General features: G+C 68.0%; 13 protein-coding genes and 1 pseudogene. 5 read left to right on the top strand and 9 right to left on the bottom strand.

What is annotated here, in order from left to right:
• Positions 1–447: 447 nt before the first annotated feature.
• Positions 448–2415, bottom strand: a pseudogene (locus WME98_RS03260) (thrombospondin type 3 repeat-containing protein); the annotation flags it as partial.
• 1139 nt (positions 2416–3554) lie between these two features.
• Here WME98_RS03260 and WME98_RS03255 point away from each other — a divergent pair.
• Both WME98_RS03255 and WME98_RS03250 read left to right on the top strand, forming a co-directional pair.
• Positions 3555–4451, top strand: coding sequence for a hypothetical protein (locus tag WME98_RS03255; protein WP_437949914.1), 897 nt, complete (start codon positions 3555–3557; stop codon positions 4449–4451).
• 182 nt (positions 4452–4633) lie between these two features.
• The gene (locus WME98_RS03250) at positions 4634–6049 is read left to right on the top strand and encodes a toll/interleukin-1 receptor domain-containing protein (RefSeq protein ID WP_437949913.1); all 1416 of its coding nucleotides are present in this window, start codon (positions 4634–4636) and stop codon (positions 6047–6049) included.
• A 141-nt stretch (positions 6050–6190) separates the two neighbouring features.
• Here WME98_RS03250 and WME98_RS03245 read toward each other — a convergent pair whose 3' ends face one another.
• The gene (locus WME98_RS03245) at positions 6191–6613 is read right to left on the bottom strand and encodes a hypothetical protein (RefSeq protein WP_437949912.1); all 423 of its coding nucleotides are present in this window, start codon (positions 6611–6613) and stop codon (positions 6191–6193) included.
• A gap of 2 nt (positions 6614–6615) precedes the next feature.
• Positions 6616–7092, bottom strand: a complete 477-nt coding sequence (locus WME98_RS03240) for a hypothetical protein (RefSeq protein ID WP_437949911.1) — start codon at positions 7090–7092, stop codon at positions 6616–6618.
• A 140-nt stretch (positions 7093–7232) separates the two neighbouring features.
• Between WME98_RS03240 and WME98_RS03235 the strand changes: the two genes are divergently transcribed.
• Positions 7233–7496, top strand: a complete 264-nt coding sequence (locus WME98_RS03235; protein WP_437949910.1) for a hypothetical protein — start codon at positions 7233–7235, stop codon at positions 7494–7496.
• A gap of 79 nt (positions 7497–7575) precedes the next feature.
• Here the strand turns inward: WME98_RS03235 and WME98_RS03230 are convergent, their stop codons facing one another.
• Positions 7576–8157: an RNA polymerase sigma factor gene (locus tag WME98_RS03230; protein ID WP_437953953.1), complete on the bottom strand. Its 582-nt coding sequence runs from the start codon at positions 8155–8157 to the stop codon at positions 7576–7578.
• A gap of 129 nt (positions 8158–8286) precedes the next feature.
• Positions 8287–9396 carry a sigma-70 family RNA polymerase sigma factor gene (locus tag WME98_RS03225; protein ID WP_437949909.1) on the bottom strand — a complete coding sequence of 370 codons (1110 nt, stop codon included), beginning with the start codon at positions 9394–9396 and terminating at the stop codon, positions 8287–8289.
• Between the two features lie 228 nt (positions 9397–9624).
• On the opposite strand from WME98_RS03225, the gene WME98_RS03220 reads away from it, so the two are divergent.
• On the top strand, positions 9625–10722 hold the full coding sequence (locus WME98_RS03220) for a hypothetical protein (RefSeq protein WP_437949908.1): 1098 nt from the start codon (positions 9625–9627) through the stop codon (positions 10720–10722).
• A 3565-nt stretch (positions 10723–14287) separates the two neighbouring features.
• On the opposite strand, the gene WME98_RS03215 is transcribed toward WME98_RS03220, so the two are convergent.
• From WME98_RS03215 to WME98_RS03205, 3 genes are all read right to left on the bottom strand, one after another.
• Positions 14288–15673 carry a hypothetical protein gene (locus tag WME98_RS03215; protein WP_437949907.1) on the bottom strand — a complete coding sequence of 462 codons (1386 nt, stop codon included), beginning with the start codon at positions 15671–15673 and terminating at the stop codon, positions 14288–14290.
• 938 nt (positions 15674–16611) lie between these two features.
• A complete protein-coding gene (locus tag WME98_RS03210; RefSeq protein WP_061625198.1) occupies positions 16612–16809 on the bottom strand; it encodes a hypothetical protein in 198 nt (65 codons plus the stop codon).
• 416 nt (positions 16810–17225) lie between these two features.
• The gene (locus tag WME98_RS03205; RefSeq protein WP_437949906.1) at positions 17226–17900 is read right to left on the bottom strand and encodes an energy transducer TonB; all 675 of its coding nucleotides are present in this window, start codon (positions 17898–17900) and stop codon (positions 17226–17228) included.
• A 69-nt stretch (positions 17901–17969) separates the two neighbouring features.
• Between WME98_RS03205 and WME98_RS03200 the strand changes: the two genes are divergently transcribed.
• Positions 17970–20219, top strand: a complete 2250-nt coding sequence (locus WME98_RS03200; protein ID WP_437949905.1) for an ATP-binding cassette domain-containing protein — start codon at positions 17970–17972, stop codon at positions 20217–20219.
• Between the two features lie 133 nt (positions 20220–20352).
• On the opposite strand, the gene WME98_RS03195 is transcribed toward WME98_RS03200, so the two are convergent.
• Positions 20353–21786 carry a hypothetical protein gene (locus WME98_RS03195; RefSeq protein WP_437949904.1) on the bottom strand — a complete coding sequence of 478 codons (1434 nt, stop codon included), beginning with the start codon at positions 21784–21786 and terminating at the stop codon, positions 20353–20355.
• Positions 21787–22487: the final 701 nt, after the last annotated feature.

The following is a 22487-nucleotide window of genomic DNA, read 5'->3' as shown; positions in this document are numbered from 1 at the left end:
CGCGGGTCGAGCGATCCATGGCTTCTCACCTCCTGTCCTCAAGAACTCGAGTCAACCTGGACGATATGGCACATGATTCTACCGGGGCGCCGCGCGCGCGACGCCTCGTGACCATCGCCGAGCTCGCGGCAGTCCTGTGCGCGTTCATCGGCTGCAGTGCCGCGCAATCCACAGGCTCATCCGAGAAGGTCGATTGCCGGCCAACCATCAACGAGGGCCTCGACCTCGTCGCGAGGTCCTGCTGTCCTTATGGGCAGGGGTCCTTCGCCTGGGATGGCCACGGATGCAGGCCGCTTCCGTGTGGTTGTTACGTGTGCGGCGAGAGGCCCTGCGAAGAGATGATGTTCAAGAGCCGGGAGGCGTGCGAGGCCGCTCATGCCTCCTGCCTGAATCGGGTGACCACGCCGGACGCGGCCACGTCGCGCTGAGGAGGGCTGAGGCGGGCGTTCACGAACGGCTGGGCCACCGGCCGGGTACCTTCGCCCCGTGGAAGACCCAGGCGCGCCGAGGTGACCTCGAGGCCCGGAGGCCCAGGAGGGCGAGGAGCAACCAAGCTGCGCCGTCGCTCGCCGGCCGTGTCGAACCGCCCGCCGCGCACCCGTTGCCATGCAGGCGCGTCACGCCTCGCGATTCAACCGATGAGGGATCGTCGGTGCCGGCTGAGGCAGCGCCGCCCGCGCCGCCCTCCGCCGGGGCTCCGCCCGCGCCGCCGTCGGCTGCGCTCGCCGCACCGCCGCCGGCTGTTGAGCCGCCGGCGCCGTCGTTTGTATCCGGATCCATCAAGCATCCGCCGGCCAGGCAGATGCCGCCAGGGCAGGGTGTGCCCTCCAGCTCAGGCGCTATCGCGCAGGCGCCGTTGCGCGGATTGCACAAACCGACCTGGCACATGATGCCGGGAGGATCGGGACAGATCACCTCGGGCCCCGGGGTGCAGACGCCAGCCTGGCAGATGTCATCCTGCGTGCACGGATTGCCGTCGTCGCACGATACTTGAGCCGGATCACCGCAGTCGCAGGCGTCGCCGATGCCATTGTCGTCGACATCGATCTGGGACGGGTTCGATACGAGACGGCAATTGTCCTGCGAGTCGATGACGCCATCGTCGTCGTCGTCGGTGTCACATGGATCGCCGATGTTGTCACCGTCGTTGTCGGATTGGACCGAGCTGCCGGGCTGTATGGGATTCGAGAGGTCCGGGCAGTTGTCGAGAAGGTCGGGGACGCTGTCCCCGTCCCGATCGCAAGCGTCGCCTATGCCGTCGCCGTCGGCGTCTTCCTGCCCGGCGTTCGCCAGGAGCGGGCAGTTGTCGTCCTCGTCGCTGACCCCGTCGCCGTCGGAGTCGACGTCCGGATCGCACGAGTCGCCTATGCCGTTGCCGTCGGCGTCTTCCTGCCCGGCGTTCGCTAGGACCGGGCAGTTGTCGTCCGCGTCGCTGACTCCGTCGCCGTCCGAGTCGACGTCGGAGTCGACGTCCGGATCGCACGAGTCGCCTATGCCGTCGCCGTCGGCGTCTTCCTGCCCGGCGTTCGCTAGGACCGGGCAGTTGTCGTCCTCGTCGCTGACCCCGTCGCCGTCCGAGTCGGCGTCGCAGGCATCGCCTTTGCCATCGCCGTCCGTGTCGGTCTGGTCCGGGGGCCACGTTCGCGTATAGGGGCAGTTGTCGTCGGCGTCGAGTACGGAGTCGTCATCGGAATCCACGTCCCGGTAGTCTGGAATCGAGTCATTGTCGGTGTCGACGGGCGGCGTCTCCAGCAGGGCATCCCCTGCCTCTTCGACGTCGAGAAATCCGTCGTTGTCGCTGTCCGGGTCCGATGCGTCGATGGTCGCGTCGCCATCGGTGTCGTTGGCCACGTCGAGCGGATCAGCAGGGTTCGCCACCTCCTCGATGTCCGCGATGGTGTCGCTGTCGGAGTCGACGCTGGTCGGATCGGTCCGGAGCGCCGCCTCCTGGGCATCCGTGAGGCCGTCGTTGTCGTCGTCGGCATCGCATGCGTCGCCGAGGCTGTCGAGGTCGTTGTCGCGCTGATCGAGATTGGAGACACGAGGGCAGTTGTCGGCGGCGTCGTCCACGCCATCGTTGTCGTCGTCGGGGTCGCACGCGTCGCCGAGGCTGTCGCCGTCGGTGTTGATTTGGTTCGGGTTCGGCGCGAATTGGCAGTTGTCGGCGGCGTCGTCCACGCCATCGTTGTCGTCGTCGGGGTCGCACGCGTCGCCGAGGCCATCGAGGTCGTTGTTGCTCTGATTGATATTGGGGACACGAGCACAGTTGTCGGCTGCGTCGTTTACGCCATCGTTGTCGTCGTCGGGATCGCACGCGTCGCCGAGCCTGTCGTCGTCGGTGTCGAGTTGATCGGGGTTGCGGACAGTGGGGCAGTTGTCGGCTATGTGCGGAACGCCGTCGCCGTCTACGTCATCAGGTTGCGCATGCGCGGCGCTCGCGCAGAGCATGACTCCAACGAGCATCCAAGGAAAAAGTCCGACGCGCACTCGGTGGAGCCGCGGCACCGACGCCGAAGTTGGAGCTGAGGAACGAGGCTGGCGCCGAGTGGGTGATGTGCGATGACGCATGGTAGGTTCTCCGCGACGGACACGTTGGATCCGTAGACCCCGGCCAGTGCTCTCCCTCGGCACGGAGCATCTACCGGGACAGATGCCGATCGTGTCACTATATCCAGCTTACTGCTGGTTGGAAATGCTCATCCGGCACGCGACCGGTTGCTGGCTGAAGGCTTGCCGCCGTCAGTTCCCGAGTCTCGTGTTTTGACATGCTGCCGCGGGCAGGCGTCCGGCGGTAGCTCTCTGGTCCTCGTCACTACTCCTGCTACCCCGTCGCTACTCCTGCTACCTCCATAGCCGCCACCCTATGGGAGGCCAGCGGAGACACCGTCCCGTGTCAAGAAGGGGCATGCGCTCGGCAGGGGCCCGGCCGGAGTAGGGGACGGGTCGGCCGCCGCAGGGCGACGAGCCCGCTCTCCGCCTGGATCCTTTGCGGTGGCGCCCGCTCGCTCGTCTTCGAGCTGCCGTAGCATCCAGCTCGGACCCGGGGTCGCCCTCGCCGGCCTCGTGCCCGCCGTGGAGCTCCGTGAAGCCCCGTACCCTAGCGTCACCTGCCACGCCGGCTGCCGGTGCTCCCGGTCACATCGATCCGCCACAAGTCCAGCGTCGCCGAAATTTATCAGGTCACACGCAGAGCACACAAAAGAAAAAAGACACGGCTCTCGCCGTGTCTTCTGAGTGGAGGCGCCGGGAATCGAACCCGGAGCTGAACCTGAGGGGCGCATGCGCGAGAGATACGGCGGACGCCGCGTCGGACGCGTCGGAGCGGTGTCAGAGGCCATCGAGGGCTCGATTCCTCTCGTATACCCGAGTGCCCTCTCGTGGAGCCCCGTGCCCTGGCGTCGGGGCACACGGAGGTCACACGGCGTGGCGAACCCGGGAGGCTGCCCGGAATAGAGAGAGTACGGAGCGGCTGCTCGGCCCCGGAGGGGTTCACCTCATGAGCCTGGCACGCCGCTTGAAATCCAGCAGGACTGTACCCACCCGAGAGATGACCGATGCCCTCCGTGACCCATGAAGCCCTGGTGGAGCTGTTCAAGAACCGGCCGACGCTGGCCGCCGAGCTGCTGCAGGACGCGCTCGGCCAGACGGTCCCGGCCTTCACGGAGGCGCACGTCGAGCCCTCCGACCTCACCGAGATCATTCCCTCGGCTCGCCGGGCGGACGTCATCGTCGTCCTGCTGGTCGGCGAGCAGGAGCGCCCCGCGATGGCGATCGTCGTCGAGGTCCAGCTCGGCACGGACCCGGACAAGCCGTACGTCTGGCCCGTGTACGTCACCCAGACGAGGGCCCGGTACCGCTGCCCGACCCGGCTGCTGGCGGTTACGATCGACCCGAAGATGGCGCGGTGGTGCTCGCAGCCGATCGACACGGGCCACCCTGGCTGGATCCTGGTGCCGCTGGTGCTCGGCCCCCAGGGCGTCCCGGTCGTCACGGACGCCGAGCAGGCGAAGGCGGCGCCCGAGGTGGTCGTGCTCTCGGCGATGGCGCACGGACAGGAAGAGGTGGGGGAGGCGATCGGCGTGGCGTTCCTGGCGGCGGCAGCCGGGCTCGATGAGGAGCGGCGCGCCTTGTACGGGGACCTGGTGCTATCCTCGCTGAACGAAGCGGCGAGGCGGACGTTGGAGGCGATGATGAAGAGCGGATACGAGTTCCAGAGCGAGTTCGCGCGCAGCTACGTGGCGAAGGGACGGCAGGAGGGCCGGCTGGAGGGGATCCTCGAAGCCAAGGCGCACGACGTGCTCGCCGTGTTCGAAGTCCGCGGGCTGGAGGTTCCAGCAGATGTGAGGGAGCGCGTCCTCGCGAGCACTGACCTCGCCGAGCTGGACCGCTGGCTCCGCCGAGCCGTGGTCGTCAGCGACGCCCGGGAGCTCCTCGCCACGAGCGGCTCCTGAGCAACGCTGCGGTCCTCCGCAACTGTCGAGCAACACATTGCCCCGCGCCAACAGATCCCTCGCACGACGCAGCCTGGCACATGTTTCGAATGCCCAGTGTAGGGGTGCTATATGGGTGGCGGTCGCGGGGTGTCGTATAACGTGCCAACTCTTCGTTGTTGAATCAGACCTTTGAGGTGCCCATGAGCAGCGTTGTGACTCCCAAGGTGTTTGTCTCACATAGCTGGTCATCTGAAGAGCACAAGCAGCGCGTGCTGGACTTGGCGACCATGCTCAGAGACAACGGGGTAGACATCATATTGGATAGATGGGACCTGAAGGAGGGGCACGACGTACACAGATTCATGGAGCAGATGGTTACCGATTCGGCGGTGACTAAAGTTCTCGTTGTTTGTGACAAGCTGTACGCGTCGAAGGCCAACAATCGATCGGGCGGCGTTGGGACGGAGACGCAGATCATATCGCCAGAGATATACGGCAAGGTGGAGCAATCAAAGTTCATTCCCCTTGTGGCGGAGCGCGACGGAGGGGAAGCGTGTTTGCCCGCGTTTCTGAAGTCGCGGAAGTACATCGATATATCTACTCCGGAATCCTTTCACGGCAATCTGGAGACGATTATTCGAACGATCTTCGAAAAGCCACTTGATAGGAAGCCACCTCTCGGAGAGCCGCCTGCATACTTGCTTGAAGAAGAGCCGACGCGTTCGAGGACGGCTTCTCGGCTCATTCAAATTAAAGATGCGGTGTCGCGTGGTAGGCAAGCCAGAGGTCTGACGCGTGAATATCTGCGACTATTCTCTCAGGATCTTGCCGACGCGACAGCCTACGAATGTCCGCCGGAACTGCCCATCGATGAGCGCATACTGGTCTGCATAGACCGTTTTCTTCCGAGGCGCGACGAGTTTGTTGAGCTTGTTAGGTATCTTGCGCTTCACGTACCAGGAGATGAGTTGCAGGAAGAGCTGTTTGACTTCTTCGGCGATCTGCTTGGCCGCGAGGGGCCTCGCGAAGCGTATCAGTCCGAGGTTGAGCGATTCTTGGCCTACGAGCTGTTTCTTTATGCGACTGCTGTGCTGATTCGTGAAAAGCTTTACGACCAGGCGCGCGGTCTTATGTCATCCGCATATTATCATAGAAAATATGAGGAGTTGGTCTCCTTTTCAAAGTTCCGTCCGTATCTGGATAATCTAGAGCGTCATCGCAATGCGCGACTCAAGCAGTCTCGGATATCTATAATGGCGGATTTGGTCAAGGAGCGTGCGAGGCCTGAAGTTGTTGCGTTTTCTGATATTCAGCAGGCCGACTTTGTTCTCGCGCTGTACAGTATACTGCGTTGTGATTCGCTTTGGGTTCCTGTTACGCTTATCTATGCTGCTCACTACGAGTCTATGAAGCTGTTTGTGTTGGCTGAGTCGACTAAGCATTTTCTGGTTGTGTTGCGCCTGTTGGGAGTTGCCACTTCTGACGAGTTTCGACAACTGTTGGAAGGCGGCTATCAGCGTCATCGTCTCAACGGCGAATTTAGCTTCGGAAGCGGCAGTACCGTTGTATCGATCAGTAGGCTTGCGAACTTGTCTAAGTTGGCGACCAGGCCTTGAGGTGTATAACTGGTTTGCGCGCTAAACTATCGTTGCGTGCGAATGAACCATATGGTTGTCGATGTCCGTGTTCGGGCTCCGCCGGCTGCTCCTCCTCCCCGTCGGGCTCGGGTCCCTCTTCCTGCCCGACCACGCCGCCCGTCAGATCACGATCCACGTCGCGCCGTCGCAGATCAGCCGGATGGTGACGTAGGAGCCACCCACCCGCGCGATCTGCTGGCCGGTGTTCGTGATGACCTCGAGCGCCTCCTCTTCCCCCGCGACCTCCTTGACCACGACCTCGGCGCCGGCGTTCCCCGCGGCCGACGGTAACCTCACGGTCACCGGGTCGTGCGTGTTGACCCGCACGAGCTCGCCCGGCCGGGCGGTGTAGGAGGTCGTCACGACGGGGCTGATGAGCCACGTCCCCGGGATGAATACGTCGGTCCGATTCTCGGCCGGGTTGTCGGTGACCACCGCCCCGACGAAGTTCAGGGCGGGACGCTCCGGAAGCTCGACGCCCGCGGCGAAGATGCGGCGGACGCCGAAGAACAGCGTGTCGATCCAGCTCAGGACCCTCGACATGGTTACCTCTTCAGGTGCAGGACGCGGAGGACGAAGGCGTCGTAGATGCCGAGCTGCCCGGGGTCGCCGTTCCGGGTCTTGCCCTGGAGCTTGACGCGGTAGGTGCCGGCCTGGGCCGCCACGAGGAACCCGGAGATCGCCACCGGGGCCCTGGAGTTGCGCAACTCGGAGGCGACGTGCGCGCCCGTGGGGACCACCGTCGACCCGTTCGGCGCCGCGGCGACGAGGCGGACGCGCGCCTGGTCGTTCGTGCCGCTGGCCAGGAACTCGAGCGTGAAGGAGCAGTCCAGGAGCAGGACGTCGAGCGGCTCCACGTTGGGCACGTCGACGCGGAAGACGCGGGAGCCGGCGTCTAGCCAGTCGGCGTACGTCGTCGTCGGGGGCAAGCCGACGCTGACCTCCTCGCTCCCCCAGGAGGCGAGGTGCACCGCCTCGACCCGCCGGTTGCTCTGCGAGGCCGTCGAGCGCCCGCGTGGCATCGGCGAAGGCGCGCAGCGCTTCGTCGGCCGGCTCGCACGCCCGACCGTGGCGAGCTACGCCACCCCTGCCCACTCGAAGCGTGCCGCGCGTTCGGCTCGGCCCGGAGCGGCGAGAGCATGCAGGCGGCGGTGTACGTGGGATGCTCGCCGAGCGAAATGCGGACGCGACGGCATCGAGGATCTACCCTGCCGCCATCGTGATCCGCCTGCGCCGTGAGAGTCTCTTCCGCGCCGATGTCGCTGCGCTCGAGCGCCTCGCCCGGTGGCTCGGTCTGCCGGAGCCGCGGCGCTGGCGAACGGAGCGCGAGCGCAAGGCGAGGATCGTCGAGGCGATCGAGAGATGCGAGAAGCGACTCGCGAAGGTGGAGGGGGCCGGGTCACGGGTCATGACGGGCGGACGGTAGCTTGCCTGTCTTGGCGAGAGAGCGGCCAGTCCGCCTCGCGCGGGGGCTCCGGGCGCGGGACGGTCATTCAGCACCTCGTTTAGCGGAGGAGCTTCCGCAACTGCCCTCTGCCGCGGTGCAGCCGCTTGTTCGTGGTGCCTGGATGGGCACCGAGCTCTGTTGCGATCTCCTCAGCGGTGTAGCCAACGGCGGTGCCCGCGAGCACGGCACGGAGCTCGGGCTTGAGCCCCTCCAGGCAACGAAGCGCCAGCCGGGCCTCCACCTGGCCGAAGGGCGACGGTGCGTTCTCCGGAGTCGCGCATGCCGCTCGCTCCTTGTGCCACCGGTACACGCGCTCCCGGTAGTGGATCACATGGTGCCAGGCGATGGCAAACAACCAGCGTCTCAGGGCCTTCTTCACTGGGACGTGCTGGTACGGCTGAAATCGTCCAGCTTCCACGCTACGCCAGGCGGACAGCAAGATCTCCTGCATGAGGTCCGGCTGGTCGCCTGCGGTGACGGCGAGCTGGCGCAGCACCGTGCGGATCATCCCCGATTCCCTCATGATGGCGTCGAACGGAACGCGCACTGCGGGATTCGCAGCAGTTCCGGCTGGGCGCGATGTACCCTTACGCTCCGCCATGGCCACCTGCTCCGGCGAGGCTGTGTTCAGCGGCAACATTCCTTCCACGACGTCGTGTCTCCTAGACGTGCTCCTCGTCCTGCCCGGGCGCAGGGCGGATCTCGGCCTGGCGCCGCAAGGACACCGCCGACTCCACCGCTGGCTACCTGTCGCTGGGCAGCCGAGGATTCAGCGAATTTGCAGTAGCAGCGCCTCGCGCTCCGCGGCGAGCTGACCGCGCGGGAACTCCATGGCGTGCATCTCGAGCAGGCGTCGCGCTTCCACGTCACCCCTGGCGTTGTGGGCTTCGATGGCCTTGCGCGCCCGGAGGATCAGGTCCTTCTCGCGCTCGCTCACGACCGGGCGTAATTCGCCGGAGGGAGGCGAGGAACGAGCACCTGTTGCGGCCGGCGAAGCGGGCTTGCCGTTCGAAGCGGGCTTGCCGTTCATCTCGGCCGGTGGATGCTCGCCGGGTGCTGGGCTGCCCTGCACCGGGGGCGAGGCCGTGGCGACCTCACGGGGGGCGTCTGGCTGACCGACGGGCGGCGCGGTGTGCTGCTCCGGGGGCGTCGCCGCACGGGCGTGGACCGCTGCCGGCCGTGACCGCGGGGTCGTACTGGCCGAGCTTGACGAGCGTGGAGCCGTCGCGACGACGGCGCCCGTCAGCACGACGAGCGCAGCCTGCACGAGGACCTTCGCCCCGACCTTCTGCAGGTGCAGCGCGGTCGTCCACCACGAGCGACGGAACAGGCCGAACGCCACCGGGACGCAGGCCTCCTTGTCCCAGCCCCGCGATTCCTGTTGCGCCATCCAGCGCCGCTTCGCCTCCTTCAGGTCCTCGCGCGCCCGACGGTGCTGCGTCTTCACCGTGTCCAGCTTGAGCCCCAGCTCGGCAGCGATCTCGGCGAGCGACTTCTCCTCGAGCTCGTGCTTGACCAAGATGTCGCGGTACTTGGGGTCGACCTGCTCAATCAGGTCGCGTATGACGGCTTCCCGCTGTTGCCTGCGGAGCAGGGCTTCCGGGCTCGGCTGGTCCCCGCGGAAGTCGTGCTCGTCGAACGGGGTCAGGACCTCACCCCGACGGCTCGCGTCCCGTAGGTGCCTGCGGGCGAGGTTCAGGGCGATCGTGACGGAGTACGGCGCCGGATCCCCACCCGGCTCGATCCGCTCCTTCGCTTCCCAGCCTCGTAGGAGCGCCTCTTGCGCGAGGTCCTCGGCATTTCGCGCAGGGACGCCGGCTCGCCTGACGAGGCGGCGGAAGAGCTCGAAGTGGGGGGGAGTTCGTGCTGGCTTGCCCACAGCTGGTAGCACCCCTGAGCTGGCCGGAAGGGTTCAAGAAAAAGCAGGACCGGCCGACTTTGGTGCGGCAATGTAAGTGAATGTGGTGAGTTTGCGTGCGCGACTGCCCGTCCGGAGAGTCGACGGGGGCCTTTACGCCATGGAGCTGATTTTTGCCCGGCAAAGCGTCCGTCCGCTGCGAATTGGTCGAGGTTGACGCCGCGCGCCCGGCGTAAGTACGGTCCCCGCATGCGATTCGTTGCGCTTTCGTGGGCTCTCTGCCTGGCGCTCGGCGCGACAGCTGGCTTTACGAGCTCGGCCAGCGCCGAGGAGGACATCTATTCGATGCCCGAACGAAGCGAAGGCCCAGCGGTAAGCGACAACGTTCGCCGCGGTCGGAGAGCTCGCGATGCCGGACGGTGGGCCGAGGCACAGGCGGCCTACAAGGCGGCCTTCGAGGCAACGGACCCGGCGTCGAGCACGGAGAGAGAGCGCGCGGAGATCGCGGGAGAGCTCGGCCTCTGTGAGCTCGCGCTGAAGCAGTACCGCGATGCGGCGGAGCATCTGGCCTGGAGCCTCGAACAGCGCAACGTCTTGCCCCTTCAACTACAGCTTCGGTTCGAGGCCGGGCAGCGCAAGGCAGCGCCGCACGTCGCGACGCTCTACCTGTCCGTCGAGCCACCCGACGCAGAGGTGCTCATCGACGGCAAGCCCATAAGTACCCCCGCGCGGACCTACCGTCTATTCTTTAAGCCCGGGCAACACATGGTGCGCGCCCGGCTGGCGGGCCACGAGGAAGCGTTCCAGTCATTCGACGCGCAGGCGGGCAAGGCGACGACCATCTCGATGCAGGTGCCGCGCGCCGCGACACAGGCAGCCATTCCGGCGAAAGACGCCGCCACGGTGACACGTGAGCCGAAGCGGTCCGCGCGAGTAGCACAGGCCTCGTCCGTGGCGCCCTCCTCCACGGCGTCGAAGCTGCGCATCGCTGGCGCGGTCCTGGCGGGAACAACCATGCTAGCCGGCGGCGGGTTCCTGACCTGGAGTGCGTACACCGAGGATGAACTCCACGATCGAGCGACCGCGCTGCGCGGCGCAGATAGGGAAGCGGATCGATGTGCCCGCCCGAACGCACCGCGTGCGTGCTCGGAGCTGCGCGATCTCCAGAAACAGCGGGATCTCTTGAGGCAAGTCGGATGGGTGAGCCTTGCGACCGGCGGCGCAGTCGGTGCGCTGACGCTCGTCTCTCTGTTCGTGGGCCGAACTTCGTCGTCTAGTGATGGCGTACGTGTCGTTCCCACGGCGAGCGGGCAGCACGCAGGGCTGATCATGGTCGGTGCATGGTGACGAAACTGGAGCTCGAGGACATGAATACCTCCTCGGAAGGCCGGCGCGGGTTGGCTACCTGGATGCGCATCGCGCTCGGGTGCGGAATCGCTCTTGTCGCCTGCGGGTGTTCCTCCGGCAACGAGGACCCCATCTGCGAAGACGACCCCACGCTAAGGCCTCCGGATGACGGATGCGGCGTTTTCCTGAGTGCAACTCTCGGAGACGACGCGAACCCCGGAAGCCGCGCGAAGCCGGTGAAAACCTTCTCGAAAGCACTCGAGCTTGCAGACATGGGCAGCCACCGTGTCTACGCGTGCGCGGAAACTTTCGAAGAAACGCTTTGGTTTTACGGCACGAGCATCTGGGGTGGGTTCGACTGCGCGAACGGCTGGCGGCATCTGGGAGCCAGCGCGAGAACCGTCGTTGCCCCGAAGGGGCCGGTTCCCCAGGTGGTGCGGTTCGGCGGGCAAGGAATTACGTTTACGAACCTGCGGCTGGTGGCTCCGGCTGGCAACGACGTGGATCGGGCGCAAAGAGGATCCATCGGGATATCGACACTCGAAGGGGTCCAGCTCAAGCTCGTGGCGAGCGAGGTCATCACAGGACGGGGCGGGAAACCAGGCGGCAGCTCGATCCCAATCTATCTTCGTGCTGGTAGCGAAATCGAGGTGATCGACAGCCGCATCGTTGCAGGTGACGGAGCGGACGGTGAGTCCGGAGCCGCGGCAGAGGGCGCGGCAGCTGCCGACGGCGAGCCAGGACGCTCAGGAGCCGACGCGTGCACGATGGACGCCACGGCGGGGACGCGGGCCGTCACGACCGAATGCGACGACGGGAGCTCGATCAGCGGCGACGGCGGTCTAGGGCTGGCGGATCGGGGCTCCGACGGAGGGCATGGGGAGCCTCTGCCAGCTCCGAACCCGACCGGCGCCGGTGCGGGAGGCCTCGGTCAGCAGGGAGACGTGGCATGCAGCGATGGGCAGCGCGGCCTTGACGGTGCCGTCGGAGTGCAGGGGCACGGAGCGAGGCGCCCCGGCGTTGTCGTGTGGGGTCGTACGCTGGGCAAGGGCCAGGATGGGCAGTTCGGGCGCCCTGGTCAGGGCGGTGGTGGCGGCGGTGGGTCACGCGGCGGTGCGACGGCCTGTGGTGCAGGACCGGTTGGTGGGGCGTTCGGCGGCTCGGGCGGGTCAGGCGGTTGCGGCGGCAAGCCGGGCAAAGGCGGCTTCGCGGGAGGAGCGAGCATCGGCATTGCTACGAGGGGGGCCAAGGTCATAATCCGCGGGTCGACCGTCCAGACGGGTCGTGGCGGTCGTGGCGGTGCGGGAGGGGCAGGCTTGCCAGGGGGGAGCGGAGCTCCTGGTGGTGAGGGAGGAAGAGCAGTGACGGGTACGCTTCCAGGATGCCGAGGAGGAGATGGCGGCAATGGGGGGCCCGGTGGCGGCGGAGGCGGCGGCCTCGGCGGCCACTCAGTGGGCGTCGCGTACCTGGGGACAGTGGAACTGATGCGGCAGGACGTCGAGGCAACGTTTCTTCTCGGAACCGCGGGCAAGGGCGGGCCTGGTGGCGACCCAGATGCCGCCGGGAGCGGGGGAGACGATGGCGTCGCGGCCGAGTTCCTGCCCTTCGCGGCCGACGATCCGAACGACCCAAACTCCGGAGCGCCGGAGTGAGCGGCAGCGATACGAGGAGTAACGATGATGGGCACATGTCCGAGGCTCAACCTGCGACATCGCACACCCGCGAAATGGTCGCTACGGGTCGCAGCTGCGCTATCGTGCGGAATCGCAGCGCTCGGGTGCGGGGCCGAGTCGGGTACGTGGGAATGGTGCGAGGAAACCCTCACGTGCACACCCGTAGTCGCCTGCAACGCCGATCCCGGTATCCCTGGTCGTGCGGTCGACTGCGAGGGGGTCTACCTGACCGTCGATGGACGTGACGATAATCCGGGTACGCGAGGCAAGCCGGTCGCGACCTTCGCGCGGGCGTTTGATCTCGCCCGTGATCATGGGATGCGGGTCTACGCGTGTGCAGACATCTTCAACGTCGAAGTGCGTGTGCCGGCAGGCATGGAGGTGTGGGGCGGGCTCGACTGTCGCGATCCCCGGGGGCATTGGCCTCTGCATCCGCTCGGCGAAGTCACGACAATCGCTCCGGGACCGAACCGGATCCCCCTCACCGTCGTGGACGAGGCGGCCGAGCCTACACCCGACGGCGCTGCGGCCACGACGCTCACCAGGATGCGGATGGTCGCGCAAGACGCCACCGTGCCGGGCGGCTCTGCCATCGCCATGCGCGCTTTGGTGGGGGCGGCGGTAGAGGTGCGCCTGAGCGAGATCGTCGCGGGGGACGGCGCCGATGGGACCACTGGCGCTGACGGAGGCGCTGTACCAGCACAAGAGGGAGCACCGGGGAAACCCGGAGCCATGGCATGCTCTGCCGATACGGTGAAGGGAGGGGCGCGAGTCATAACCTCGTGTGACGATGGCATCTCATCGGGGGGGATGGGCGGCATCGGCACAAAGAACGATGGTGGCGACGGCGAAAGTGGTTCCCCTCTGCCGATCACGAATCCGATGAGCTACGGTCTGGGTGGAACCGGACAAGGCACTCTGCCCTGCACAGAGGGACGGGGCGGCCTGGCGGGGGATGACGGCGCGAACGGTAACGGTGCTTCAGGGCCGGGAAGGCTCACAGACACGGGGCTGGAAGGCAGCGCAGGCGAAGATGGCCAAGCGGGGCAGCACGGATACGGCGGCGGCGGTGGAGGCGGCTCGCGCGGTGGATCTATGTTCTGCGGCGCAGGAGCGGCACAGGGCGGCGCTTCTGGAGGTTCCGGCGGTGCTGGCGGTTGCGGCGGCAAGCCCGGGAAGGGCGGCGGTCCAGGCGGATCCAGCATCGGGATCCTGTCTTACCACGCCAGCGTCCGTGTAAGTAAAACCAGCATCACCGCGGGGCGGGGCGGGAGCGGCGGACGAGGCGGGGACGGTCAGTACGGCGGCGTCGGTGGGTACGGCGGTATTGGCGGGGGTAACAGGGCTGGCTCGCAGCCAGGCTGTCGTGGCGGCGATGGTGGGAAAGGCGGCAACGGCGGTCGGGGCGGTGGAGGCCACGGTGGACACTCGCTTGCGGTGGCACATACCGCCGATCTGGGCCCCAATGTCGAGCCCGATTCGCCGATCAAGTTCGGTATTCCTGGTGACTGCGGAGGCGCTGGCGATCTAAACGCGAACCCGGGCAAGCCAGGTTCCGCAGCCGTCTCGATGGGCTTTCAAGACTAGACGAATGACGTTCCGAGCGTGTCGGCGGCGTTGAGCTCGCTGCCGCCGCATGCGACCGAACGTTCTCATTCTCCCCTCTAGCGTATCGCATCCCGGGGATCTGGCAGCCGTGTCATGATGTGCTGCTGAGCCGAGAGCTTCCTCCAGGTACTTGGAGCATTGCCGGAAGCGGGCGCGGCGCGAGCGGAAGCGGACCGAGGAACCTGCGAGATGAGGTTCGGCGTCCCCCTCACTATCCCGGGCAAGCCGGCCATCTCGCGCGTGTCCCCGAGCGACACCGAGACGTGCCTCACATCGAGCGGTGCCTAATGAATGCTTGCGCCGAGTGGCTGTAGATCGCGGTCTCGATCCACGTTGATTCGGTGACTGAAATGCTTTAGTGCCCTCAATGGGTCAATGCCATCCATGGTCATTGGTGCAAGCGTGGGGTAATCAACGCTCAGCTCCAGTACCATGCGTCGTGTCGGTCTTCCGATCGACGGATCCAGCGCGGTACGAAATGCTCGAAGCTCCACTACCTGGCAGGTTGGCAGGTTCAGGAGCGCTTCGGAAGCGTGCCGGATCGCCAGCCCGGCAACAAGTCGCAAGTACTGTTCGCGAAGCCGCTTTTCGCTCTTCTCCTTGTAGGTCACCTTGCCACTGGAGAGGAGCTTCGCCTCCGTCGTCGGTATGACACTCGGCTCTGGCACATCGAGCTCAAGCGAGATGGTGTGGGCGGACTGCACATCGAAACGTACCTGGCATGGAACCGGCAGATCGAGCGGCAGCGCGGCTTCGAGAGCCTCTCGCATACGGCCAGTGTCGCCGTCCTGGAGTTGGTGCAATGAGCGTAGGCGCTCATCCTCTTCGCGGTCGAACTCTTCGCGTGCAGCTTCGGTTTCAGTCTCGTAGGTGGTTCGTGCCTTCTGGAGGGCTGCCTGAGCTTGCGCCTCGTCCTCGCGCGTGAGCACCTCGAGAGCCTCCTGTAACCGGAGATTCACCTCCTGCTCCACCCTCGCCTGAAACGTGTCGCGCTGGTGATTGGCTTGCCTCGTTGCCACAACCTGTGTCACTACAATGCCGACAACCCCGATGAAGATGGTGGCTAATGGAGCCGATGAGTCGCTCATGGCTTCCGTGAAAAACAGTGCCAGTCCGGCGGCAAGGACTGCCCACGCAACAGCTTGCACTCGTCGCACGCTAGCAACCTTCGGCCGGAAGGAGGTCAACTGTGATTCGACCTCCCGCTCGGCCTGCTCGTGTAGCTTTTTTGCTTTGGCCTTGCTGTTTGGTGGAGTCGGGGCGACGAAGAGGGCCGGTTCGAATGCTCTACGCTCTAAGAGTTCGGCATAGAGCCGGTCGCGATCTTCTACTTCTGGGGACTCGTTGGCGATACGCTCGATTTCCTGCTCGCGCTCATTGTGTTCCTCGTACTCCAAGCGCCAGGCCCTAATCTGCGCATCCTTCGCTTCCTGTTTCTGTAGCAGAGCACGTTCCCTCTCCTCGGTAATGCGACGGCGTTCGGCTTCGCGCTCAGCTCGTATCCGGGCTCTCTCCTGTTCACGCTCGTGGCGGACCAGTTCTCGCTCAATCGCGCGGCTCTGGACCCCTTCGAGACGCCGCTCTCGTCGGCGGCGATCGGCGGCGGCTCGATTGGCTGACTTCTCCATTTCGCGCACGAACGTTCCGAGAATGCTCTTTCGGCGTCCCATCGGGCGTCCTCTCTTCCTCGCTAGATAAGTTCAACGATGCCGTGGTGCCGACGACAGGCTATTTGAATTCGCCTCTTCCAGTTCGCAATTCCAGACTGGCTGGAAGATGTCGGCCGATGGCGTATGCTCACGCCGTGCGGCGTGGCACTCGGAGGTCTCCTCCTGACTCTCGCCGCTGCTCCTGGTACCCCGCGTCGCCATGCCCCTCTGCGAGGCCAGCGGAGATGCCGTCCCGTGTCAAGAGGAGGCCGCCAGCTGGCCAGGACCTGCCACAGACAGCGGTGGGGTACGCGTGTAGAGCGTCAGTAAAATTTTCTGACGCGCTACAGACGGTCCGCAGTCCTCGCCGCTGCTCGAGGGCGTCGCCGCTGTTGCTCCGGCCGGCGGGCCTCTCGGCGTCGTCGAGCTGCCGACCCGCGCCTACGCCGATCACCTCGCGCAGGCGATGCAGATCGCCCAGGAGCGCCATCACCTCGCTCACACCGCGCGCGGTACTCCGGCGAGCGGAGCGGGAGAACAAACGGTTCAAGAGCTCGATCATGCCGCTGCGCAGCCGCCCGTCTTCGATCTACGGCGCCCGCGCGACAAGGGCAGGCCGCGCCGGTGCCTTACGGCTCGTGCCGCGACCACGCACGGCTTGGACGCCTGCGCTCGCAACCAGCGACGGTCGTACCCTCGCGTCCCCCGCTGCGCCCGCTCCTGGTGGTCGGGACCACACCGGTTCTGCCCCAAATCCACCCTGCTGAACTTTGTCAGGTCACACGCAGGGCACACAAAAAGCAGAAGACACGGCTCTCGCCGTGTCTTCGTGGTGGAGGCGCAGAGGATCGAACCCGGGTCCGGGGCGCGCCGAGCCGGCCGTCGATGCGCTCGCAGTTCGGGCAGGTCTCGACGGCGCCGAGCATCAAGGTCCCGGCCGCAGAACGGCACGGGCGCGCTCAACGTAGACTTAGCTCTCGTTCCCACCGCTCCTGCTCCGCGATCGCGTCGTCGGCGGCTCGTACTCCCTCGACGAACAGCGCGGCGAACTCCGGGTCGTTCAGGTCGAAGCCGAGCCGGCGCATGATGAGGCGATCTTCCGGGGGGACGGAGCGGAGGATCGCGGCGGCGGAGCGGGGGCGACGGGCGGGACGCATGCTGCGAGCGTACCAGACTGTGCGCGCAGACCGTAAGGTCGCGCGGTTGGTTCTGGCCTGGCCCGACACAAACGGACGAGAGCGCGTCCGCGTAAGCGTCCTGTGCCGCGGCCCGGGCGGGCGGCTACCGGGCGGCAAGGGGCGCTGCTCGCGATGCACGGCCTTTGTCCCACCGATGCTGGTGTTCACAGCAGTGCGTCGTAGGGTGCCACGTGACTGCGAACACGACTCATCGGCATCGAGTGCCTGGACGAGGACCAGCTCACGCTCGAGGGCGTCACCTACGCGCTGGAGCCGCCGGGCAACGGCGGCAATCCGCTTGAACCACGATGGCAGCACGGTGACAGCGGAGGACGGCATCGCCGTCGAGACGCTTCGTTTCCCTGAATAGGGACTGCGCGCATGGCGCCGACGCGTCAGTCGACCGACGGCACGGTCGCGTCGACCCGGGTCGGCAGCCCGCGCGCGCCCGCCGGCGCGCGAAACGCGGCGCCGGACAGCTCCCGACGCATGCACGTGGCCGCCTCGTCGTAGCGGGGGTCGGAGGCGCTCCCGATGATCGTCGGCACCACGATGTAGCCCTCGGCGTCGACGTTGAACTCCACCCGGACGGCGTCGGGCGGCAGGATCTTGCCGTCCGGGTCGCGGCAGCGCTGCACGAGATCCCAGTAGAGCTGCGCCCGCGCCGCCTTCTCGATCGCAGGGCTCGACATGTCGGCCTGCACCATGGGCGCGCCGATCTCGACGCGCGACCGCGGGGCGGGGGAAGGGGAGGGCGCCGGGGTCGGCGGGGGCGCGGAGGGCGCCGGCAGGCCGGTGTTCGTGCCGATCTTCGCGAGGCTCGCGCCGTCGCCCGGCCTGGGCGCGGCCTGCCGCGCGGCGGCGAGGATCTCCTCGAGCGCGCCCGGCTCGGCGGAGGTCGCCGCCGGCGGCCCGCCCGACCGGGGTTGGGCGCCGCGCTCGCTCAGGGACGCCGCGGCGCTGCGCGTCCAGGGGGTGTGCGCCCCGGCGTCGGCCTCCGCCGGCGGCGCGGGCTCGGGGCGGCCGCAGGACGCGAGCAGCGGGAGCAGGACCACGAGCGCGGTGCGCACGCCGAGAGGGTCGATCGGATGGGCGTCGCGCGCAACGGCGTCGGCGGTGTAGCGTGACCTCGCACGTCGATGCGCGCGCTCCTCGCGATCCTGCGGATCGGTCTTCGCTCGCTGCGCGAGGGGCGCGGGGCGCACATGTCGGAGGAGCCGGCCGGGGCGCAGGCGCAAGAGGCCGGGGCGCAGGCGCAAGAGGCCGGGGCGCAGGCGCAAGAGCCGGCAGAGCGCCGCAGCGCCCTCTCCCGAGCCCTGCGCCGCGCGCCCGGGGCGCGCCTGGCCCTGGTCGTGGCGCTCTCCTCGCTCTCGGGCGCCCTGTCCGGCCTCCTGCCGGCGATGGCCGGCGCGGCCCTCGGCGCCGTGGCCGGCCGCGCGGCGTCGCCCGGCGGCGCGGCGCCCGCGAGCGGCCTCGGCGGCGCGCTCGCCCGCCTGCTCGACGGCGCGCCGCCGGCGGCCGTGGTGCTCGCCGCGCTGGGCGCCACGCTCGCCTCCGCCTCCGCGGCGGTGCTGTCGGGCCGGAAGAGCTCCGAGCTCGCCGGCGACCTCACCGCCGCCTTGCGCGTCGCGCTCTTCCGCGCGGCGCTGTCCGCCTCGCCCCGGGACGTCGACGCCGCTGGGCGCGCGCTCCTCGACGCGCACGCCGCGGGCCCCGCGGGCCCCGCGGCGCCCCTGCCGCCGGCCGGCCCTGGCCCGCGGCCCGCGCCGCCCCTGCCGCCGGCCGCCCCCGGCCCGCGGCCCGCGCCGCCCGCGCGGGGCGTCGAGGTCGTGCGCCTCGCGATCGCGCGCGACGCCGGCCTCGTCGCCGACTTCGGCGTCGCCTTCGCCGCCGGCCTGCCCCAGGCCCTCGCGACCCTCGCGGTGCTCGCCGCGTCGCTCGTCTCCAGCGGCATGGCGCTCGTCCTCGCGGGCGGCGCCGCGCTCTTCGCGCTCTCGCGCCTCGCCGCGGACCGGGCCTCGGGCCGCGTGGCGCGCGCGATGCGGGAGATGCAGCACGCCGACACGGCCGTCTTCAGCGCCCTCGGCGAGGCGCTCGCGGGCGCCGAGGACCTGCGCCTGCTCGGCGCCCGCACCCAGGTCGAGGGCGAGCTCGCCGGGGCGGCCTACCGGGTCGCGGACGCCCGCCGCCGCTTCGGCCAGGCGCTCGCGGTCTCCGGCCAGATCAAGGGGGTGTTCGCGGCGCTCTCGCCGCTGGTCATCGTCGCCGCCATCGCCGCCTCCCGCGGGGACGCCGGCGCGGGCGAGGTCGGCGAGCTCCTGCTCGTGGTGCCGCTCCTGATGGCGCGCCTCGAGGCGCTCGACGCGCTCCGCGCCGGCTTCCTCGAGCGCGCCCCGCTGCTGCAGGCGACCCTCGCCCTGCTGCGCCTGCCGGCGTACCCGCCCGCGCAGGACGGCCCTGCCGCCGCCGGGCCCGCTGTCGCCGCGGTGGCCCAGGGGCCGGGCGGCGGCCTCGCGGCCGCTCTCGGCGGCGAGGCGAAGCGCCCGCTGGCGATCGCGTTCGAGCGCGTCACGTTCACGCCGAGCGGCGCGACCCGCCCGGTCCTCGACGACGTGTCGCTCTCGATCCCGGCCGGCGCGGTGGTCGGCATCTGCGGCCGATCCGGCAGCGGCAAGTCGATGCTCCTGCGCCTCTTGCTGCGGCTCGACGAGCCGTCGTCCGGCGCGATCGCCGTGGGCGGCGTGGACCTCCGGCGGATCCCGCCCGGCGAGCTCCCGCGGCTCTTCGGCGTGGTGGGCCAGCCGGCGCGCCTGTTCGAGCGGAGCCTCCGGGACAACCTCGCGCTCGGCCTCGAGCCGCCGCCGTCCGACGACCGCATGCGGGAGGCGCTCCGCCAGGTGGAGCTCGACGAGCTCGCGGGCCCGCAGGTTCCGCCCGGCGCGCCGCCGACGACGGCCGCCGCCGCGGGCGCGGCGGGGCCCGCGGGCGCCGCTCCGGCCGCGGCGCGCGGGCTCGCGACCGAGGTGCGCGCCTCACCGCCGAGCCTGTCGGGCGGCGAGGTGCGGCGGCTGCTGCTCGCCCGGGTGCTGCTGCGCGATCCGCGCGTCTTCGTCCTGGACGAGCCCGAGGCGGGCCTGCCGGGCGCGACCGCCGAGGCGCTCCTGCGCACCGCGTGCGAGGTCGCCGGCGGCCGCACCGCGATCGTGGTGACCCACGCGCCGCACCTCCTCCGGTCGACGTTCAACGTGCTGCTCGACGGGGGCAGGGTCGCGGCGGTGGGCACGCACGAGTCGCTCCGCGAGAGCTCGCCGCTGTACCGATCGCTCCTGGCCGAGGCGCTGCAGCGGTCCGCGGCGAGCCCGACGCGCTCGCCGGACGCCGCGCGATGAGGCCCGGCGTGGATTCGGCCTGCGCGCGCCGCGGGCGCGGGGGCGCGCTCCGTCCCTGGAGCGCCCCCGCGGCCCGTCCGGCGCGCGTCGCCAGCGCCGATCGGTGTCGTTTCCCTTTCGTCTTCGCTCCGGATCAGGTCGGGCCCTGGGCGCCGTCCAGGATCCATTGCCGCAAGACCTCGAGCTGCTGCGGGCTGACGGTCGGCCCGGTCGTGCTGGGCGGCATCACACCACTGATGCACTGCGCCATGTCGGTCTGCACGCAGCCCGCGGTTTCCGCTTTGCCGGAGGCCTTGAGGTAGAGCCAGCTGCGGTCGGGATCGCCCGGGACGACGAGCCTGTACTGGCCGCCGCCGATGGAGGGCTGGTTGACAAGGCCGTCGACGATCTTCTTGGAGCTGATGTGGCCGCCGAGCGTCAGCTTCGCGTTGGGCCCCGTCTCGGCATGGCAGCCGCTGCACAGGTTGGTCCGGCTCTCGAAGATGGGCCGCACCTTCTCGTGGAAGAACCCCGACTCCACCGGCAAAGGCTCGTTGGGATTCACGACGTCGTCGGGATCCAGGTTCTGCTGGATGATCTTGATCTCGGTGTCCATCTCGCGGCACTGCGCCTCGAGATCCTCCTTGAGCTTCCGGTCGTCCGGGGTGAGGCCCTTGGCGCGGCGATACTTCTCCCACACGTTGTCGATCCAGCCGTGGAGCTTCCAGAACATGTAGTTGTCGATGTTCGCGTTGGTGTTGTTCACGCCGTGCGTCGTGTTGCCCGGCCGCGCCCACTTGGCGTGCAGCACGAAGTGGAGGCCCACCCACGGCATGTTGGTCGCCCCCGCCAGCCGCTGGCCCACGTTGCACTGGAGCCAGAAGCCGAGCGTGCCTTCGTCCGGGAACCTCGCGAGGTTCTCGGGCTTGTCGATCTCGTCGCCGATCCTCCCGGCCTCGAGGGCGGCCGAATCCCAGTCCTTCCACTGGTTGCGCCACTGGGGCGGCACGTCCTCCGCCTTGGTCGGGAACTTGGAGAAGCCCTCGAACTGCTCGCTGTGGTTGGGCCAGAGCTGCTTCAGCGCCTGGATCATGTGGCGGTGGAACACCAGGAACTGATAGCCGTCGCCGGCGGTCTGGCAGTTCTGATCCTTCGGGACCAGGTTGGTGAACGAGCAGATGTTCACCTTGCTCAACCCGCCGCCGCCCGGGAGGTTACAGGCGCGGATCGCATGCCACTCGACGTGGGCCGCCTGCCAGGAGTGGTCATACATCCACTTCAGGACCTCGGGCTGCACCGTGGTGTCGACGATCTCCGGATCGTTGTTGCCGGGCGGGAAGAAGTCAGCGGGCCCGTCCTTCATGGTGGGGCTCGAGTCGCTCGGGTCGGGCATGTAGCCGTTCTTGCAGTGGTCGTACGGATGGTCGTCCGTGCCGCCTGCGCCCGTGCCGCCCGAACCCACGCTCGCGTGGTCGCCCGCGCCCGCGCCCGAGCCCGAGCCCGTGCCCGCGTGCGAGCTCGAGCTGGCGCCGCCTGCTCCGACCGTCGCACCGGGCCCCCCCGCGCCGCCCTCGGGCTCGCCGGTCAACGAGTTCCCATCGTCGCTGCCGCACGCGCTCAGCGACAACGCGGCCAGCGCCGCGAGCGCGGCCAGGCACTGTCGAGATCTACGGCGGTCGGTTGCAGAAACGTGTAGCAGGTCGTTGAATCGCATGTCGCTCTCGCACTCCGGTAAGCTTAATCCGTCAGGTGCGACCCGCTCCCACATCGGAGCGGGCAACCACACACTATCAGCGGCATGCCTGCTCCTTCCGCGGAGCGAGCATGCAGCAGGGATATTGGGTGTTACTGGATTTGTATGTTCTCTCGGCCTCTGAATGAGCTCATGCTGGCAGGCGACGGAGCGAAGACGGCCCTTCCGACGTGTAAAGTTGCTGATAGGGTGTCACTCTTCCAGGAAGGGCGGATCGGGCAAGGCGTCTTCGGAACCTGCGCCTGACCAGTCCCGGTATATGCCCTTCGTCCCTGTATTTGATCTCGAGGACGAGCTCGGACTCCGCGTCTCCGGTGCCGAGCCCGTCAAACTCGGTGCATTCAGCGACGGCGGCCGGGAGCACCCCGAGCAGAATTCACTTCGCTACGAGCGCGGCGCGCCGACGAGCCCGAGGCGCTCGCTCGCGCGCGGTGACCTGGGTTGGCGGAGCTCGCTCGCCGTCATTCTGAGCCGCGCCGCGAGCCGATGTGTTCGTCCTGCGGTAGTGCTCAAATTTGCCCGGAGAGAGTTCACAT

The organism is Sorangium sp. So ce296, assembly GCF_051529605.1.
Classification (GTDB): Bacteria; Myxococcota_A; Polyangia; order Polyangiales; family Polyangiaceae; genus Sorangium; species Sorangium cellulosum_D.
The sequence above is the reverse complement of the archived record's forward strand: the minus strand, read 5'-3'. Positions and strand labels throughout refer to the sequence as shown.